Raw genomic sequence first — 17387 nt, forward strand, 5'->3', positions numbered from 1 at the left:
GGGGGGGGGGGGGGCCCTCCCCCGGGGGGGAGATGGCCCGCCGTCGTGCTGACGGGTGGAGGTCAGAGGTTCTTCTGGATCTCCGCCCACTGGCGCTCGACGTCGTCGAGGCCACCGCACATGAAGAAGGCCTGCTCGGCGACGTGGTCGTAGTCGCCGTCGCAGATCTTGGTGAACGCCTCGATGGTGTCCTCCAGCGGGACCGTCGAACCTTCGATGCCGGTGAACTGCTTGGCCACGTAGGTGTTCTGCGACAGGAAGCGCTGGATGCGGCGAGCCCGGTTGACGAGGATCTTGTCCTCCTCGGAGAGCTCGTCCATGCCGAGGATCGCGATGATGTCCTGCAGCTCCTTGTTGCGCTGCAGGATCCCCTTGACGCGGACCGCGGTGCTGTAGTGGTCCTGGGAGATGTAGCGCGGGTCGAGGATGCGGGACGTCGACGTGAGCGGGTCCACGGCCGGGTAGATGCCCATGGAGGCGATGTCACGAGAGAGCTCGGTGGTCGCGTCCAGGTGGGCGAAGGTCGTGGCCGGGGCCGGGTCGGTGTAGTCGTCGGCGGGCACGTAGATCGCCTGCATCGAGGTGATGGAGTGACCACGCGTCGAGGTGATGCGCTCCTGGAGCACACCCATCTCGTCGGCCAGCGTGGGCTGGTAGCCCACGGCGGACGGCATACGACCGAGGAGGGTGGAGACCTCCGAGCCGGCCTGCGTGAAGCGGAAGATGTTGTCGATGAAGAGCAGCACGTCCTGCTTCTGGACGTCGCGGAAGTACTCCGCCATCGTCAGGGCCGACAGCGCGACGCGCAGACGCGTGCCCGGCGGCTCGTCCATCTGGCCGAAGACGAGAGCGGTCTGCCCGAGGACACCCGCCTCCTCCATCTCGACCATGAGGTCGTTGCCCTCACGGGTGCGCTCGCCGACACCGGCGAACACCGACACACCACCGTGGTCGCGGGCGACACGGGCGATCATCTCCTGGATGAGGACCGTCTTGCCGACGCCGGCGCCGCCGAACAGGCCGATCTTGCCGCCCTGCACGTACGGCGTCAGCAGGTCGATGACCTTGATGCCCGTCTGGAACATCTGCGTCTTGGACTCGAGCTGGTCGAAGGCCGGCGCCTGGCGGTGGATGCCCCAGCGCTCGTTGACCTCGAAGCGCTCGCCCTCGGCGAGGTTGAGCACCTCGCCGGTGGTGTTGAAGACCTTGCCGAGCGTCACGTCGCCGACGGGGACGGTGATCGGGCCGCCGGTGTCGCGCACCGTCGCGCCGCGGACGAGGCCGTCGGTGGGCTGCAGGGACACGGCGCGCACGAGGTTGTCGCCGATGTGCTGGGCGACCTCGAGGTTCAGCGTCTTGGTCTCACCGCCGAGCTCGACGTCGACCTTGAGCAGGTTGTACATCTCGGGCATGGCGTCGGCGGGGAACTCCACGTCGACGACCGGGCCGATGGAACGGGAGACCCGACCGACGCCGCCCTCGGCGGGGGCGCCCTGCTGGGCCTCGTTCATGGTGGCAGTCATGGCTGTCTCTACCTTCTTGTGTTGGGCGGCTTACTTGGCGTCCGCGAGGGCGTTGGCGCCGCCCACGATTTCGCTGATCTCTTGGGTGATCTCGGCCTGACGAGCCTGGTTGGCCAGACGCGTGTAGGTCTTGATGAGCTCCTCGGCGTTGTCCGTCGCCGACTTCATCGCGCGCTGGCGCGACGCGAGCTCGGAGGCGGCCGCACCCAGCAGGCAGGTGTAGATGCGTGAGGTGACGTACTTGGGCAGGAGCGCGTCGAGCACGGTCTCGGCGTCCGGCTCGAACGAGAACTGCGGCTGCAGGCCCTCGTCGCCCGGCTCCTCCAGGAAGCCCTCGTCGACGTCCACGCGCTGACCCCGCTCCACGACCTCCAGCGGCAGCAGGCGCAGGGCCCGGGGCTGCTGGGTGACCATGGTGCGGAAGCGGGTGTAGACGACGTGGATCTCGTCGCAGCCGCCGTCCTCGGTGTCGCGCAGGAAGTCCTGCATGACGCGCTCACCGATCTCCTGCGCGTGCGCGAACTTGGGCGCGTCGCTGAAGCCCTCCCAGGCATCGGCATACTGGCGGTCGCGGAACTTGAACCACGCCACGGCCTTGCGACCGACGATGTAGGGCACGACCTCCTTGCCCTCGGACCGCAGCCGCTCCATGAGCTCGTTGGCGGTCTTGAGCGCGGACGCCGAGTAGGCCCCGGCCAGGCCGCGGTCGCTGGTGATGATGAGGACGCCGGCCCGTCGGCCCTCGCTCGTGCGTGTGGTCAGCGGGTGATCCTCGCCTGCGTATGACGCCGCCGCCGACACCGCACGCGTCAGCGCGTGGGTGTAGGGGGCTGCGCTCATGACGGCCTCGCGGGCCTTGACCACGCGGGAGGCGGCGATGAGCTCCATCGCCTTGGTGATCTTCTTGGTCGCGCTGACGGACCGGATGCGCTGGCGGTAGACCCGCATCTGCCCACCCATGTAGTTGCCGCCTTCCTGGGGTTCTTGCCTGGAGTGTCTGGTGTCCGGTGTGCCGCTGGTGACGGCGGTCGGTGCCGGGATCTCCCCGCGGGGTCTCCCCCGGCACCGACGCGCGCGTCAGGTCAGTGGCGCTCGATCTGCGCGCGGTCCATCTCGTCGTCCTCGATGGAGCTGAACTCCTCGTGGCCCGGGTGGATGCCCGCGTGCTCGGTGCCCGGACGGAACTGCTGCTTGAACGCCGTCATGGCGTCCTCCATCGCGGCCTTGGCGTCGTCGTCCAGCTTCTTGGTCTCGCGGATCGCGTCCAGGATGCCGCCGCGCTCGCGCCGGACGTAGTCGATGAACTCCGCCTCGAAGCGGCGCACGTCGTCGACGTCCACGTCGTCCAGCTTGCCGGAGGTGCCGGCCCAGACCACGAGGACCTGGTCCTCGACGGCCATCGGCGACGCCTGCGGCTGCTTGAGCAGCTCGACCAGACGGGCACCGCGGGCCAGCTGCTGGCGCGACGCGGGGTCCAGGTCGGAGGCGAACATGGCGAAGGCCTCCATGGCGCGGAACTGCGCCAGGTCCACCTTGAGGCGACCCGAGACCTCCTTCATCGCCTTGATCTGCGCGGAGCCACCGACGCGGGACACCGAGATGCCCACGTCGACGGCCGGACGGACGTTGGCGTTGAACAGGTCGCCCTGCAGGTAGATCTGGCCGTCCGTGATGGAGATGACGTTGGTCGGGATGTAGGCCGACACGTCACCGGCCTTGGTCTCGATGATCGGCAGACCCGTCATCGACCCGTGCCCGAGCTCGTCGGACAGCTTGGCGCAACGCTCCAGCAGCCGGCTGTGCAGGTAGAACACGTCGCCGGGGTAGGCCTCGCGGCCCGGCGGGCGGCGCAGCAGCAGCGACACGGCGCGGTAGGCCTCGGCCTGCTTGGACAGGTCGTCGAAGACGATGAGGACGTGCTTGCCGTCATACATCCAGTGCTGGCCGATGGCCGAGCCGGTGTAGGGCGCGAGGTACTTGAAGCCCGCAGCGTCGGAGGCCGGGGCCGCGACGATCGTGGTGTACTCCATCGCGCCGGCCTCCTCGAGGGTGCCACGCACCGAGGCGATGGTGGATCCCTTCTGGCCGATGGCGACGTAGATGCAGCGGACCTGCTTGTCCGGGTCGCCGGACTCCCAGTTGGCGCGCTGGTTGATGATCGTGTCCACCGCGACCGTGGTCTTGCCGGTCTGGCGGTCGCCGATGATCAGCTGACGCTGGCCACGGCCGATCGGGATCATCGAGTCGATGGCCTTGATGCCGGTCTGCATCGGCTCGTGGACCGACTTGCGCGAGACCACGTTGGGCGCCTGCAGCTCGAGGGCGCGGCGGCCCTCGGCCTGGATCTCGCCCAGGCCGTCGATCGGCTGGCCCAGCGGGTTGATCACGCGTCCCATGAAGGCGTCGCCGACGGGCACGGACAGCACCTCGCCGGTGCGCTTGACCGGCTGGCCCTCCTCGATGCCGGAGAAGTCACCCAGGATGACGACACCGATCTCGTGCACGTCGAGGTTGAGGGCGAGGCCGAGCGTGCCGTCCTCGAACTCGAGCAGCTCGTTGGTCATGGCCGAGGGCAGGCCCTCGACGTGGGCGATACCGTCACCGGCGTCGACGACACGACCGACCTCTTCGCGCGAGGCCGCACCAGGGTGGTACGACTGCACGAAGCTGTCCAGGGCGTCCCGGATCTCGTCCGGACGGATCGAAAGCTCCGTCATCTCTAACTTCTCTCCTCGTAGCGGTCGCGCGGACCGACGTTGGTGTGTCTGGTGGTGCGTCGGACCCGCACTCAGGCGCCGAAGTGACGGCGCGCTGCGTCGAGCTTGGTGACGATGGTGCCGTCGACGACCTCGTCGCCGACCTGCACCCGGATGCCGCCGACGACCTGCGGGTCGAGGACGACCTTGAGCAGGACGGGGCGGCCGTAGGTCTGGCCCAGCGCGGCGGCCAGGCGGTCGTGCTGCTCCTGCGAGAGCGGGCTGGCGACGGTGACGACGGCGCTCAGCTGCGCACGTCGGGCGGCGGCGACCGAGAGGTACTCCTCGATGACGGTCGAGACCTTGCGGCCACGACCCGCGACGACGGCCTGGTGGGCCAGGCGCCGCGTCTCGGGGTGGGCCTTGCCCGCGAGGAGCTGGTCGACGACCTGCCCCTTGCGCTCGGCCGGCAGCTGCGGGTCCGAGAGCGCCTCGCGCAGCTCGGGCGACCCGGTGACGGTCCGCTCGAACCTGAAGAGCTGCTCCTCGACGTCGTCCGCGCGTCCGGCGTTCTCCGACAGCGCCACCTGGGCCTCGACGGCCAGCAGCTCGACGGTGTCGGACAGGTCCCGCGCCTTGGACCAGCGCTGGGAGGCGACCGCGCCGAGCACGTCGAGCGTGCCGGGCTGCACCTTGCCCTCGAGCAGGCGGCGGACCAGGCCCCGCTTGCTCTCCGCGTCCCGCGAGGGATCGGCGAGCGCGCGGCGCAGGGTGGCGGACCCGTCGATGACCCCGGCGACCGAGAAGAGGTCCTCGGACACGGCGGACCAGTCGGCCCCCGACTCCAGGACGCCCTGCAGGGCCTTGCGGCTCTCGATGAGTCCTCCGCGCGACGCGCCCTGCATCAGAACGCCCCGTCCGTCTGCTCGCCGGCCCGGGAGGCGCCGGCGCTGGCGCCGCTGCCGACGACCTGCGGACGGATGTCACCGGACTCGAGCTCGGCGAGGAAGCGGTCGACGATGCCCTTCTGACGGGTCTCGTCGTGCAGCGACTCGCCCACGATGCGGCTCGCGAGGTCGGTCGAGATGCGACCCACCTCGGAGCGCAGCGAGACGACCGCCTGCTGGCGCTCGGCCTCGATCTGCTTGTGCGCCGACTCGGTGATCCGGTTGGCCTCGGCCTGGGCCTGACCACGCATCTCCGCGACGATCGCCGCGCCCTGCTCCTTGGCCTCCTCGCGGATGCGAGCGGCCTCGTCACGAGCCTCGGCGAGCTGCGCCTTGTACTCCGCCAGGGCGGCCTCGGCCTCGCGCTGCGCGGCCTCGGCCTTGTCCATGCCGCCCTCGATCGCGGCGGTGCGCTCGGCGTACGCGCGCTCGAGGTTGGGCACGACCTTCTTGGCGACGACGAACCACAGGATCGCGAACACCACGAGGGTGAAGATGAGCTCGGGGATGTGCGGGATCAGCGGCATGTCGTTGCCGCCCTCGGCGGCAGGCACGGCCGCGACGAGCGACGTGGCAGTTAGCTGCACGTTCTTCTCCTACCTAGACGACGGACTTCGAGCGGGTGACGCGCGAGGTCGTCAGTTGTTGATGAAGAAGAGGACGAAGCCCAGGATCGCGAGGGCCTCGGCCACGGCGAAGCCGAAGATCGCCTGCGGACGCAGGAGACCGGCGGCCTCGGGCTGGCGGGCGATGCCGTTGATCAGGGCGGCGAAGATGAGACCGATGGCGATGGCCGGGCCGAGCGTCGCGATGCCGTAGCCGACGAGGGACATCGAGCCGCTGATCTCCAGGAAGTGCTGCATCTCTAGATTTCTCTCTCTGTGGGTGACCCGGGAGGCTGCCCGCCCGGGAGTCTGTGGGGTGTATTCGGTTGTGGTCGAACGGCGCTGGGCCGGTGGATCAGTGCTCGTCAGCCACGGCGCCACCGAAGTAGGAGGCGGCGAGCATGACGAACACGTAGGCCTGGATGGCCTGGATCAACAGCTCGAGGAGCTGCATGAGGAAGCCCATCACGAAGGCGCCGACGCCGGCGACCATGAAGCCCGGGTTGCCGGACAGCAGGAGGTAGGCACCGCCGAGGATGAACACACCCATCAGCATGTGGCCGGCGAACATGTTGCCGAACAGACGGAGGGTGAGCGTGAGCGGCCGGATGAGGAAGAAGCTCGCGAACTCGAGGATGAAGATGATCGGCGCGAGGAAGATCGGGACGCCGGCCGGCACGAGCATCTTGAAGTAGCCGCCGAGGCCGTGCTTCTTGATGCCGGCGTAGTGGTAGCCGATGTACACGATCGCGACGAGCGGGATCACCATGCCGATGCGGCTGAGCGTCGGGAAGTTGGTGAACGGCGTGGAGCCGAACCAGTTGTTGACGATGATGAACAGGAACAGCGCGAACAGCAGCGGGGTGAAGCGCTTGAAGTCGCGGGAGCCGATCATGTCGCGGGCCACGCCGTTGCGGACGAAGTCGTAGGCCTGCTCGAGGAACCACTGACGCTTGGTGGGGACGACGGCCACGCGCTTGGAGGCCCACAGCAGCCACCCGACCAGGAGCACGACCGACAGCAGGGCCAGCAGCATCGGGCGGGTGAACCAGTCACCGATCAGCGGGACGTAGAAGTCGCCGGGAGAGGGCGGGGTGAATCCCTCGCCGCTGGACGCCGGGAGGCTACCGATGGCAGGCCTGGCGGTGACGATCACTGTGTCTCCTCGTTGAAGCTGAACAGGACGATGTGGACGCGAACGGCAGCGGGGCGTGGACTCGTCATCACAGTCAGGCCCTACCGTACCGGACCCATACGACATACAGAGAAAGGGCGAACCCGACGGTGATGCCCACCGGCAGCAGGAATCCCGTGCCCCACCAGACGTCGAGACCCTTGCCGATCAGCCCGAAGGCGACCGGGCCCGAGATGAGGTAGGACGTGACGTCGGTGGCGGTCGAGTGCGCCAGGGCGTCCGCGGTGCGCGGCGTGTGCTGCTCGTCGGCGGGGTCGCGCTGGTCGGAGGTGCTCATCGGCGGCCCTCCTCACCCAGGTCGGGGTAGATCTCGTGACGTCCGCGGGCGAACGCGACCGTGTGGCAGACCTGCCACACGAGCACCCCGGCGACCGCTCCCCCGGCGAAGGCCATGGGCTCCATGAAGCCGGCCTCGCGCAGCAGCGCGTAGACGAGGAACAGCAGGCCCAGCTGCGTGGCGTAGACCACGAAGGCGCCGGGCAGGACCGTTGCAGCGGGGCCCTTGACCAGGGCCGAGACGGCCACGACGCCGAGGGCGAAGAAGGCGGTGGTGGTGGCGGAGCCCAGCGAGGCGCTGGCCAGGCCGCGCCACCCGCGATAGAGGGCGCCCGCCCCGGCGACGAGGGGCAGCGCCGCCACGGAGCCGAGGACCGCTGTGCGCAGCATCGCGGACGAGACGTCCGGGCTGGGGGTGCGGGGGCGCCGTGCGGGCAAGGGGCTGTCCTCGGGTCGGGGTGGGGCTTGAGAAACGGGTCTGGCGGGGCGGGTGATCAGCCTCCGCACACTCGCCGTCGATCGCTTGTGAACGCTATCACAAGGTCTGCCGGTGGAAGGAGCTGCGATGGCTGAACGTGAGAGAGCTCGCGACGAGGATCGCTGCGACCACGGCGATCACGGGGATCCAGCCGTCGAACATCGCGACCGCCAGCACGCCGACCGACACGATCGCCGCCCAGAGGTAGAGCAGCAGCACGGCGCGGGGGTGGCTGTGCCCGGCCCGCAGCATCCGGTGGTGCAGGTGGTGGGCGTCCGGGTGCCACGGCCGGATGCCGGCCCGGGTGCGGCGCACGACGGCCAGCACCACGTCGAGCAGCGGCAGGGACAGGATCGCGAGGGGCAGCACCAGCGGCATCCACGCCAGCACCGCCGTCGAGCGGCCCGCCGCCATGCCGACCTGCGTGGGGTCGAGGGAGGTCATCGAGATGGTCGCCGCGGCGAGCAGGAGGCCGAGCAGCAGGGCGCCGCTGTCGCCCATGAACAGCCGCGCGGGGTGGAAGTTGTGCGGCAGGAAGCCCGCGCAGCACCCGACCAGGGCGGCCGAGATGAGCGTCGCCGACGAGAACACGTTGGGCGGGTTGTAGGACATCGAGACGACATAGCTGTAGGTGAAGAAGGTGAGCGCCGCGATGCCGACGATGCCCGCCGCGAGCCCGTCGAGCCCGTCCACGAAGTTGACGGCGTTGGTCGTCACGACCACGACCAGGATCGTGAGGGCGATCATGACGGCGAGCGGCAGGACGGTCTGGCCGAACACCGGGACCGAGAGCAGCTGCAGGCCCTGGTAGGCCATGATCCCGGCCGCGAGGACCTGCCCGGCCAGCTTGGTCAGCCAGTCGAGCTCGCGGACGTCGTCCACGGCGCCGACCAGGCACACGAGGACGGCACCGACGACCACCCCCGTCATACGGCCGTCGCTGAAGACGCTCTCGGCCGCCACCCGCCCCTCGACATAACCACCGAGGAAGGGCAGCCGCCAGGCCAGCAGCACCGCCCCGAGGAAGCCCAGCAGGATCGCCACTCCCCCGAGCCGCGGGATCGGGACGACGTGCACGTCCCGGTCCCGGACCGCCGTCATGGCACCGGTGCGGACGGCGAGCCAGCGCACGAGAGGCGTCGTCAGGAAGGTGATCGCCGCAGCGACCACCATGACGAAGAGGTACTCACGCACGCCGGCTCGCCCTCGGCCAGGTCAGCGGGGGTAGGCCGGGAAGCGCGTGCAGAGGTCCTCGACCGTCGCCCGGATGTCCTTGGCCACCGGGTGCTGGGGGTCGCCGTCGGTCTGGGTGACGGCCCGGTGGATGACGTCGGCGATGACGTCCATCTCGGGCAGGCCCATGCCCTGCGTGGTCACCGAGGGGGTGCCGACGCGGATGCCGGAGGCGACGTTGGCCTTCTGCGGGTCGAAGGGGATGGCGTTCTTGTTGAGGACGATGCCGGCCGCGTCGCAGCGCGCCTCGGCGTCGGCGCCGGTGACGCCGACCTTCTGCAGGTCGAGCAGGGCCAGGTGCGTGTCGGTGCCGCCGGTCGTCGGGCGGACGTCGCGCTCGGCCAGGCCCGCGGCCAGGCGCTGGGCGTTGGCGATGACGTCCTTGGCGTACTGCTGGTAGTCGGGCTGCATGCACTCCTTGAAGTTGACGGCCTTGGCCGCCACCGTGTGCATCTGCGGGCCCCCCTGCATCATCGGGAACACGGCCTTGTCGAGCTTGGCGGCGTGCTCCTCGCGGCAGACGAGGGCGCCGGAGCGCGGCCCGCGCAGGACCTTGTGCGTCGTGAAGGTGACGACGTCGGCGTGCGGCACCGGAGACGGGATGGCCTTGCCGGCCACCAGGCCGATGAAGTGGGCCGCGTCGACCCAGAAGATGGCGCCGACCTCGTCCGCGATGTCGCGGAAGGCCTGGAAGTCGATGAGGCGCGGGATGGCGGACCCACCCGCCAGGATCACCTTGGGGCGGTGCTGCCGCGCCAGGTCGCGGACCTGGTCGTAGTCGATGTCCTCGGTGTCCTTGTCGACGCCGTAGTGCGCGACGTCGAACCACTTGCCCGAGAAGGACACCTTGGCGCCGTGGGTCAGGTGGCCGCCGTGCGGCAGCGACATGGCCAGGACCTTGTCGCCGGGCTGGCAGAAGGCGCCGTAGACGGCCTGGTTGGCGCTGGCGCCGGAGTGGGGCTGGACGTTGGCGTGCTCGGCCCCGAACAGCTCCTTGCACCGGTCGATGGCGATCTGCTCGGCCTTGTCGACCTCGGAGCAACCGCCGTAGTAGCGACGACCCGGGTATCCCTCGGCGTACTTGTTGGAGAGCGTGGACCCGAGGGCGGTGAGCACCGCGGGGCTCGAGAGGTTCTCGCTGGCGATCAGCTGCAGCCCGCTGCGGATGCGGGTCAGCTCGGACTGCAGGACGCCGGCGATCTCCGGGTCGAGGGCCTCGAGGGCGGCGTAGTCGGAACCGTAGAACGGGGTGTCGGACATGCGTGTGCTCCCGGGTGCGTGGGGTGGACGGTGACGGGCGGCGGTGGCCTGGGCCTCAGCCTAGAGGGTGGGGCCGTCGGGACGTCCGGACGGCGTGCCGGGGTCGAGGCGCGGGAGGCCGGCGAGCCGGTCGTCGTGCGCGCTCTCCTGCCTTGCAGATTCACCATCGCCGAGGTCACCCTCGCCGAGGTCACCTTCGGCGGGGTCGTCGTCGCCCTCGAGGCGCACCGACCCGAGGACCTCGCGCAGCGCGTCCTCGTCGATGGCACCGTCGCGCAGGACGCGGGGCCGCTCCTGCGTGCAGTCGAGGATCGTGGAGGCCTCGCCGTCCTCGCAGGGGCCTCCGTCGAGGTAGACGCCGACCGCGTCGCCGAGCATCGCCTCGGCCTCCTCGGCGGTCATCGCGGCGGGCTCCCCCGTCAGGTTGGCGCTGGTCACGGCCATCGGACCGACCTCGGTCAGCAGCGCGATCGCGGTCTCGTCCTGCGGGATGCGCAGCGCCACGGTGCCGTTGGTCTCGCCGAGGTCCCACATCAAGGAGGGCTGGGCCAGCAGCACGAGGGTGAGGGGGCCCGGCCAGAACCGCTCCATCAGGTCCCGGGCATAGGGCGGGACGTCGATCGCGAGGCCGTCGACGGTGCGGGCGTGAGGCACGAGCACGGGCGGAGGCATGTGCCGGTCGCGACCCTTGGCCGCCAGGACGGCCGCGACCGCGTCGGGGTTGAACGCGTCGGCCCCGACGCCGTAGACGGTGTCGGTCGGCAGGACGACGACCTCGCCGCGTCGCACGGCGTCGGCCGCCGCGGCCACGCCCTCCTGTCGCCCATCGGGCGTCGTGCAGTCGAAGTGCGCAGGGCTGTCGCTCATGCCGCCGAGCCTATCGGCCCGAGGACTCCCCCTCGGTGACGCGACCGGAGCGACGAGCGGTGGTCGTGCGGGGCCGGTCGGCGAGGTCGCGGTGGTCGCGCACGTCCTCCCACTCCCCCGTGCGACGCAGGGCGGCAGGCAGGGTGTCCCCCTGCGAGTCGGCGTGCTCCATGACGAGCAGGCCGCCGGGGCGCAGCAGCACCGCCGCGGTGCGCGCCACGTCGAGCGGTATGCCGAGCCCGTCCCCCGGCCCGCCGTAGAGCGCCATGGTCGGGTCGTGGTCGCGGACCTCGGGCTCGCGCGGCACGGCGTCCTGGGGGACGTAGGGCGGGTTGGACACGACGACGTCGACCCGGCCGGCCACGGGGCTCAGAGGCGCCAGGTCCGGCGCGTCGCGCGGGTCGCCGGTCGCGTCCGCAAGGATCACCGTCACGTCGAGGTCGAGCCTCTCGGCGTTGTGCCGCGCCCGACGAAAGGCCAGGTCGGAGGTCTCCACGGCGTAGACCCGCGCTGGAGGGTGCTCGTCCTTGACCGCCAGCGCGATGGCCCCAGATCCCGTGCACAGGTCCACGACCACCGGGCCAGCCGCGAGACGGGAGAGCTCTGCCAGCACGAGCTCGACGGCGAGCTCGGTCTCGGGTCGCGGCACGAAGGTCCCCGGCCCGACGGACAGCTCGAGCCGCCGGAACCCCGCCCGGCCCGTTAGGTGCTGGAGGGGGACGCGGGCGGCGCGGTGGTCGAGCAGCTCGGCATACCGGCTCGCCTGTCCCTCGGTCAGGCGGGTCCCGAGGACCATGCCCCGGTGCACCTCGCCGGGGTCACAACCGAGCACGTATGCCGCCAGCGCCACCGCGTCGACCTGCGGCGAGGGCACACCGGACCCCGCGAGGCGGGCCGTCGCCGCACGGACGACGCCGCGCAGGTTGGTCACGCGTCGGACCCCGCCACCGCAGCCAGGCGGGAGGCCTCGTCGAGCTCGACCGCCGACGCCACGACGGGGTCGAGGTCGCCGTCGAGGACGTGGTCGAGGTTGTAGGCCTTGTAGCCGGTGCGGTGGTCCGCGATGCGGTTCTCGGGGAAGTTGTAGGTGCGGATCCGCTCGGAGCGGTCGACCGTGCGCACCTGCGAGCGACGTGCGTCCGACGCTGCGGCCGCCGCCTCGTCGCGGGCTATCTGCAGCAGCCGCGCGCGCAGGACGCGCATGGCCGACTCCTTGTTCTGCAGCTGGGACTTCTCGTTCTGGCAGGAGACGACCGTGCCGGTCGGCAGGTGCGTGATCCGCACCGCGGAGTCGGTGGTGTTGACGCTCTGCCCGCCCGGACCGGACGAGCGATAGACGTCGATCTTGAGGTCGTTGTCGTGCAGCTCGACCTCGGCGACGTCCTCGACCTCGGGCATGACCAGCACCCCGGCGGCGGACGTGTGGATGCGCCCCTGCGACTCGGTGACGGGGACGCGCTGCACCCGGTGCACGCCGCCCTCGTACTTCAGCAGCGCCCAGGGCGCGTCGCCCGGCTCGAGCGTGCCCTTGGCCTTGACCGCCACGGACACGTCCTTGTAGCCGCCGAGGTCGGACTCGGTGGCATCGATGATCTCGGTGCGCCAGCCGCGACGCTCGGCGTAGCGGAGGTACATCCGCAGCAGGTCGCCGGCGAACAGCGCCGACTCCTCGCCGCCCTCCCCCGCCTTGACCTCGAGGATGACGTCGCGGTCGTCGTCGGGGTCCCGCGGGATCAGCAGCCGTCGCAGCCTGTCCTCGGCGTCGTCGCGCGTGCCCCGCAGGGCCGGCAGCTCCTCGGCGAACGCCGCGTCCTCGGCCGCCAGCTCCTCGGCCGCGCCCACGTCCGCGATCGATGCGCGCCAGGCGTGGTATGCCGCGACGGTGGGCGCCAGCGCGGCATACCTCTTGTTGAGGCGACGCAGCACGGCCTGGTCACCGTGGACCGCGGGGTCGGCCAGCTGACGCTCGAGGTCGGCGTGCTCGTCGACGATCGACCGGGCGGACTCCAGCATGACGACTCCTGTCAGGGACGGGGTGAGACGCGAAGGGCCGGTCCCCCCGACGTGATGTCGGAAGGGACCGGCCCAGGCGAGGTGCTTACTTCTGGCGCTTGCCGTAGCGCGCCTCGAAGCGGGCGACGCGACCACCGGTGTCGAGGATCTTCTGCTTGCCGGTGTAGAACGGGTGGCACTGCGAGCAGACGTCGGCGCTGATCTTGCCGGAGGTCGCCGTGCTCTTGGTGGTGAACGTCGCGCCACAGGTGCAGGTGACCTGGGTCTCGACGTACTCCGGGTGGATGTCCTTCTTCATGGTGGTCTCCCTCTGAGATCGTTGCGCCGGGTCGAGCGAATTCTCGTGAACCGGCAACCTCTCCATTGTGCCAGATGGCGGCACGTCGGTCCTAACGCGGTGGGCGCGGGAGGCATTCCCGCTGGGCCGGAGCGGCGGCCCGCCCGACACAGTGGTCACAGATCCGACATCAGACGCACCCTCACGTCGTATCCGTGACCACTCTGTCGGTGAGGACGGCTCAGTCGTCGTCGTGCCTGATGGCGCCGACTCTGCCTCGCCTGCGGGCCTCGCTCGTACCTCGCTCGTGTCCTCGGCTCAGTCGTCGTCGTGTCTGATGGCGCCGACTCTGCCTCGCCTGCGGGCCTCGCTCGTGCCTCGCTCGTGTCCTCGGCTCAGTCGTCGTCGCCCTTCAAGGGGGAGTTGGACTGCACCTGCATCAGGAACTCGACGTTGCTCTTGGTCTTCTTGAGGCGGTCGAGGAGGAGCTCGATGCCGGCCTGCTGGTCCAGGGCAGCCAGGACGCGGCGGAGCTTCCACATGATCTTGAGCTCCTCGCTGGACAGCAGGATCTCCTCGCGGCGCGTGCTCGAGGCGTTGATGTCGACCGCGGGGAAGATGCGCCGGTTGGCGAGCTGGCGGTCGAGCTTGAGCTCCATGTTGCCGGTGCCCTTGAACTCCTCGAAGATCACCTCGTCCATCTTGGAGCCGGTCTCGACGAGAGCGGTCGCGAGGATGGTGAGGGAGCCGCCGTGCTCGATGTTGCGGGCCGCACCGAAGAAGCGCTTGGGCGGGTAGAGCGCGGCGGAGTCGACACCACCGGACAGGATGCGACCGCTCGCCGGGGCGGCGAGGTTGTAGGCGCGACCCAGCTTGGTGATCGAGTCGAGCAGCACGACCACGTCCTGGCCCATCTCGACGAGCCGCTTGGCCCGCTCGATGGCCAGCTCGGCGACCGTCGTGTGGTCCGACGCCGGGCGGTCGAAGGTCGAGGAGATGACCTCGCCGCGCACGGCGCGCTGCATGTCGGTGACCTCCTCCGGACGCTCGTCGACCAGGACGACCATCAGGTGGCACTCGGGGTGGTTGCTCGTGATCGCGTTGGCGATCGCCTGCATGACCATCGTCTTGCCGGCCTTGGCCGGGGCGACGATGAGGCCGCGCTGGCCCTTGCCGATCGGCGACACCAGGTCGATGATCCGGGTCGTCAGGACGTTGGGCTGGGTCTCCAGCCGCAGGCGCTCCTGCGGGTAGAGCGGGGTGAGCTTGGCGAAGTCCACCCGGCTGCGCGCCTCGTCGGGCGTCTGACCGTTGATCGCGTCCACCCGCACCAGGGCGCTGAACTTGCCCTGCTTGCCGTGCTGGTGCTGGCCGGTGCCGTCCTCGCCCGGGTCCTTGATGACGCCCTGGACCGCGTCGCCCTTGCGCAGGCCGAACTTCTTGACCAAGCCGAGGGTGACGTAGACGTCGCCCGAGCCGGGCAGGTAGCCGCTGGTGCGCAGGAAGGCGTAGCTGTCGAGCACGTCCAGCACGCCGGCGACGGGCAGCAGCACGTCCTCGTCGTTGTAGGACACGTCCTCACCGGCGCGGAAGTCCTCGGTGCGGCCACGACGCTTGCGGTCGCGGTTGCGCTGACGGCCACGGCGACGGCCGCCCTGCTCGTCGTCGAACCGGTCGTCGCGGTTGTTGTCGCGGTTGTCGCGCTGGTCACGGCCACCGTTGTCGCGGGCGGCGCGGTTGGTGCCGGCGTTGTCGCGGTTGTCCCGAGCCGTGTTGTCGCGGTTGTCGCGGTTGTCGCGGTTGCCACCGTCACGCTGGTCACGACCGCCGTTGTCGCGCTGGGGGCGGTTGGCGCCGTCCCGGTTGTCGCGGCCGGCGTTGTCGCGGTTGTCGCGGTTGTCGCGGTTGCCGTCACGCTGGTCACGGCCGCCGTTGTCGCGGTTGACGTCACGCTGGTCGCGACCGCCGTTGTCGCGGTTGTCGCGCTCGCGGCGGGGGCGCTGCTCGTCGCGGGGAGCGTTGTCGCGCTGGTCGCGCCCGGACCCAGAGGTGTCAGTGCCATTTGCGGCCTGCTGGCCTTCGGCCTGACGACGGAGCTCGGCGGCCAGGTCGGCGGTGCGGCGGTCGGCCTCGGCGTTGCGCTCGCCCTGCGGCGCCGCGCTCGGCGACGAGGCGACGCGGCGACCACGGCGGGTGCGCCGCTCGGGGCGCTCGCCGGGCTCGTCACGGTCGGTGCGGTCCTCGGCCGGTGCGGCGGACTGCGGGGCCTCGTCACGCACGACCTTGTGCCCCTCGTCGCGGCGCAGCCGCTGGGCCTCGTCGCGGCGGGGCTGGTCCTGACCCTCGTCACGACGCAGCTGGGGGGCCTCCTCGCGCCGGGAGGACGGACGCTCCGCCGGCTGACGATCCGACGCCGGGGCGCTGGAGGCGGGAGCGGTGGCCGGAGCCGGGGCGGACGCCTGCGCGGCCGGGGCGGACTCGGCCGCTCCGGACGTGCGACCGCCACCACGGCGCTCGCGGATGGCGGCGACCAGGTCGCTCTTGCGCATCTTGGCGGTGCCGGAGATGCCCATCTCGGAGGCCACGGCCTGCAGCTCGGGCAGACGCATCGCCGACAGAGCGGTCGTGCGTCGCTGAGTCCCACCGGTCACGGTGGTCTCGGTGTTGTCGGTCACGAAGGTTCCTTCCCCCTCGTCGTCTGCCCGGCATCCGCGCCTGGGCAGGTGATGTAGCCGAGAACAGCTCTCGGCGGTCGGTCCACCTCGCGGCTCTGCCCGCCTCGCAGCGCTCGCGCCGCGGCCGGTGGCCTCTGACCGGTGATCGGTCGGTGGGATCGCATCGTGTCGGGTCCCCGTGCGCTCGGTGCCGCACACCCGGAGGTGTCGTGGGCGATGAGGTCGGAGCCGCGACGTCGCGGGTCGGCCGGGAAGCGATGAGGGCCTGGACGCAGGACCGTGAGTCCTGCAGATCCGGGATCATCGGGCCGAACCACCGTCGTGCTCGATGCATACCCAACCTATCACCCGGGGTGGGCGCTGGGCGCCAAGACCCCACATCCGGGCCGCGCGGCGCGGCTCAGCCCTCCAGCCGGACGGCGCGGACACCGACGGTGGGTATGCCGGGCGTCGCCGACCGCCACCCCTGCGGGAGCGGCAGGGCGTGGACCTCGGCGGCCCGGTCGGCGGTCGTCAGCACCAGGACCGTCGGACCCGCCCCGGAGATCACGGCCGCGTGGCCGAGCTCGCGCAGCCCGTCGAGCAGCCGCATGGACTCGGGGTAGGCCTCGCGGCGCTGCTCCTGGTGCAGCCACTCGACGGTGGCGTCCAGCAGCAGCTCGGGACGACGGGACACGGCCTCGACCAGCAGGGCCGCCCTGGCGGAGTTGAGGGCCGCGTGCTTGAGCGGCACCTGCGGCGGCAGCACGGACCGTGCCGTCGAGGTGGACAGCGTGAGGTCGGGCACGAGCACGACCGGCACGACGTCCGGGTGCACCTCGACCTGCACGGTGCGCACGGGCGCCACGGCGGGCGGCCGCGTGGACCAGGACAGGGTCATCCCGCCGTAGACGCTGGCGGAGGAGTTGTCGGGGTGGCCCTCGTGCTCGCCGGCCAGCTGGTTGACGAGGTCGAGGTCGACGTCACCGTCGCCACCGCGGGCGAGGTCGACGAGAGCCGTGGCGGCGGCATACCCCGCCACGGCCGCCGTCGCCGAGGACCCGAGCCCCCGCGAGTGCGGGACGCCGTTGCGGCACACGAGGTGCAGGCCGGCGGGCTCGTCGACCCCGAGCCGGGCCAGGCCGGCTGCGAGGCAGCGATGGACCAGGTGGGACGCGTCGCGGGGCACCTCGTCGGCGGCCTCGCCCGTCACGTCGATGACCAGGGAGTCGCCCGTGACGACCACGTCGTAGGAGTCCCACACGCCCAGCGCGAGACCGATCGCGTCGAACCCCGGGCCTAGGTTGGCGCTGCTGCCCGGCACGTTGACCCGGACGGCGGCGCCCTCGGGCAGGGCGGTCAC

At 70.9% G+C, this 17387-nt stretch carries 17 protein-coding genes; all 17 read right to left on the bottom strand.

Translation table 11 applies throughout. The features are described from left to right. Positions 1-62 precede the first annotated feature (62 nt). Entirely contained in the window at positions 63-1523 is a 1461-nt protein-coding gene (gene atpD, locus B4K29_RS04785; RefSeq protein WP_286959008.1) for a F0F1 ATP synthase subunit beta, read from the bottom strand. 30 nt (positions 1524-1553) lie between these two features. After that, positions 1554-2483 carry a F0F1 ATP synthase subunit gamma gene (locus B4K29_RS04790; protein ID WP_286959010.1) on the bottom strand — a complete coding sequence of 310 codons (930 nt, stop codon included), beginning with the start codon at positions 2481-2483 and terminating at the stop codon, positions 1554-1556. A 122-nt stretch (positions 2484-2605) separates the two neighbouring features. After that, a complete protein-coding gene (gene atpA, locus B4K29_RS04795) occupies positions 2606-4240 on the bottom strand; it encodes a F0F1 ATP synthase subunit alpha (protein ID WP_286959011.1) in 1635 nt (544 codons plus the stop codon). Between the two features lie 71 nt (positions 4241-4311). Next, the gene (locus B4K29_RS04800) at positions 4312-5124 is read right to left on the bottom strand and encodes a F0F1 ATP synthase subunit delta (RefSeq protein ID WP_286959012.1); all 813 of its coding nucleotides are present in this window, start codon (positions 5122-5124) and stop codon (positions 4312-4314) included. Beyond that, complete coding sequence (locus tag B4K29_RS04805) at positions 5124-5753, bottom strand: F0F1 ATP synthase subunit B (protein WP_286959013.1); 630 nt, start codon at positions 5751-5753, stop codon at positions 5124-5126. The genes B4K29_RS04800 and B4K29_RS04805 overlap by 1 nt, the downstream gene beginning before the upstream one ends. A 51-nt stretch (positions 5754-5804) precedes the next feature. Further along, the gene (locus B4K29_RS04810; RefSeq protein WP_205621819.1) at positions 5805-6017 is read right to left on the bottom strand and encodes a F0F1 ATP synthase subunit C; all 213 of its coding nucleotides are present in this window, start codon (positions 6015-6017) and stop codon (positions 5805-5807) included. Positions 6018-6126: 109 nt separating this feature from the next. Next, on the bottom strand, positions 6127-6927 hold the full coding sequence (atpB, locus tag B4K29_RS04815) for a F0F1 ATP synthase subunit A (RefSeq protein WP_239265134.1): 801 nt from the start codon (positions 6925-6927) through the stop codon (positions 6127-6129). Positions 6928-7000: 73 nt separating this feature from the next. Next, the gene (locus B4K29_RS04820) at positions 7001-7243 is read right to left on the bottom strand and encodes an AtpZ/AtpI family protein (RefSeq protein ID WP_286966518.1); all 243 of its coding nucleotides are present in this window, start codon (positions 7241-7243) and stop codon (positions 7001-7003) included. Further along, positions 7240-7680 carry a hypothetical protein gene (locus tag B4K29_RS04825; RefSeq protein WP_286966519.1) on the bottom strand — a complete coding sequence of 147 codons (441 nt, stop codon included), beginning with the start codon at positions 7678-7680 and terminating at the stop codon, positions 7240-7242. The genes B4K29_RS04820 and B4K29_RS04825 overlap by 4 nt, the downstream gene beginning before the upstream one ends. 97 nt (positions 7681-7777) lie before the next feature. Beyond that, complete coding sequence (locus tag B4K29_RS04830) at positions 7778-8914, bottom strand: glycosyltransferase family 4 protein (RefSeq protein WP_286966520.1); 1137 nt, start codon at positions 8912-8914, stop codon at positions 7778-7780. A gap of 21 nt (positions 8915-8935) precedes the next feature. Beyond that, complete coding sequence (gene glyA, locus B4K29_RS04835) at positions 8936-10213, bottom strand: serine hydroxymethyltransferase (protein ID WP_239264016.1); 1278 nt, start codon at positions 10211-10213, stop codon at positions 8936-8938. A 60-nt stretch (positions 10214-10273) separates the two neighbouring features. Continuing rightward, positions 10274-11080: an L-threonylcarbamoyladenylate synthase gene (locus tag B4K29_RS04840; protein WP_239264017.1), complete on the bottom strand. Its 807-nt coding sequence runs from the start codon at positions 11078-11080 to the stop codon at positions 10274-10276. Between the two features lie 10 nt (positions 11081-11090). Then, a complete protein-coding gene (gene prmC / locus B4K29_RS04845) occupies positions 11091-12011 on the bottom strand; it encodes a peptide chain release factor N(5)-glutamine methyltransferase (protein ID WP_286966521.1) in 921 nt (306 codons plus the stop codon). Further along, entirely contained in the window at positions 12008-13093 is a 1086-nt protein-coding gene (gene prfA / locus B4K29_RS04850; protein ID WP_286966522.1) for a peptide chain release factor 1, read from the bottom strand. Before prfA ends, prmC begins: the two co-directional genes overlap by 4 nt. An 85-nt stretch (positions 13094-13178) precedes the next feature. Further along, positions 13179-13391, bottom strand: a complete 213-nt coding sequence (gene rpmE / locus B4K29_RS04855; RefSeq protein ID WP_019285676.1) for a 50S ribosomal protein L31 — start codon at positions 13389-13391, stop codon at positions 13179-13181. A 374-nt stretch (positions 13392-13765) separates the two neighbouring features. Beyond that, positions 13766-15979: a transcription termination factor Rho gene (gene rho, locus B4K29_RS04860; RefSeq protein WP_414632590.1), complete on the bottom strand. Its 2214-nt coding sequence runs from the start codon at positions 15977-15979 to the stop codon at positions 13766-13768. A gap of 466 nt (positions 15980-16445) precedes the next feature. Then, on the bottom strand, positions 16446-17387 hold the full coding sequence (locus B4K29_RS04865; protein ID WP_239264023.1) for a homoserine kinase: 942 nt from the start codon (positions 17385-17387) through the stop codon (positions 16446-16448).

The sequence above is a fragment of the Arsenicicoccus sp. UBA6765 genome, assembly GCF_002453335.1.
GTDB classification, from domain to species: domain Bacteria; phylum Actinomycetota; class Actinomycetes; order Actinomycetales; family Dermatophilaceae; genus Arsenicicoccus; species Arsenicicoccus bolidensis.